This window comes from Klebsiella sp. C283 (assembly GCF_048822555.1).
GTDB lineage: Bacteria > Pseudomonadota > Gammaproteobacteria > Enterobacterales > Enterobacteriaceae > Klebsiella > Klebsiella quasipneumoniae.
In genome coordinates this window covers 1-820 of the sequence record NZ_JBMEZS010000072.1, presented here as the reverse complement: position 1 = coordinate 820, position 820 = coordinate 1, and the positions used below count along the sequence as shown (strand labels likewise).

Here is an 820-nt window from a genome sequence, read left to right as displayed (position 1 = left end):
GGCACTGTTGCAAATAGTCGGTGGTGATAAACTTATCATCCCCTTTTGCTGATGGAGCTGCACATGAACCCATTCAAAGGCCGGCATTTTCAGCGTGACATCATTCTGTGGGCCGTACGCTGGTACTGCAAATACGGCATCAGTTACCGTGAGCTGCAGGAGATGCTGGCTGAACGCGGAGTGAATGTCGATCACTCCACGATTTACCGCTGGGTTCAGCGTTATGCGCCTGAAATGGAAAAACGGCTGCGCTGGTACTGGCGTAACCCTTCCGATCTTTGCCCGTGGCACATGGATGAAACCTACGTGAAGGTCAATGGCCGCTGGGCGTATCTGTACCGGGCCGTCGACAGCCGGGGCCGCACTGTCGATTTTTATCTCTCCTCCCGTCGTAACAGCAAAGCTGCATACCGGTTTCTGGGTAAAATCCTCAACAACGTGAAGAAGTGGCAGATCCCGCGATTCATCAACACGGATAAAGCGCCCGCCTATGGTCGCGCGCTTGCTCTGCTCAAACGCGAAGGCCGGTGCCCGTCTGACGTTGAACACCGACAGATTAAGTACCGGAACAACGTGATTGAATGCGATCATGGCAAACTGAAACGGATAATCGGCGCCACGCTGGGATTTAAATCCATGAAGACGGCTTACGCCACCATCAAAGGTATTGAGGTGATGCGTGCACTACGCAAAGGCCAGGCCTCAGCATTTTATTATGGTGATCCCCTGGGCGAAATGCGCCTGGTAAGCAGAGTTTTTGAAATGTAAGGCCTTTGAATAAGACAAAAGGCTGCCTCATCGCTAACTTTGCAACAGTGCC

The 820-nt window shown here is 52.4% G+C and carries 1 protein-coding gene; it reads left to right on the top strand.

Annotated elements, in window-relative coordinates:
* Nucleotides 1-63 precede the first annotated feature (63 nt).
* Nucleotides 64-768, top strand: coding sequence for an IS6-like element IS26 family transposase (locus ACOI7Z_RS27275; protein WP_001067855.1), 705 nt, complete (start codon nt 64-66; stop codon nt 766-768).
* Nucleotides 769-820: the final 52 nt, after the last annotated feature.

Coding starts and splice junctions, on each gene's coding strand:
- ACOI7Z_RS27275 (WP_001067855.1), top strand. CDS start 64: ATGAACCCATTCAAAGGCCGGCATTTTCAGCGTGACATCATTCTGTGG.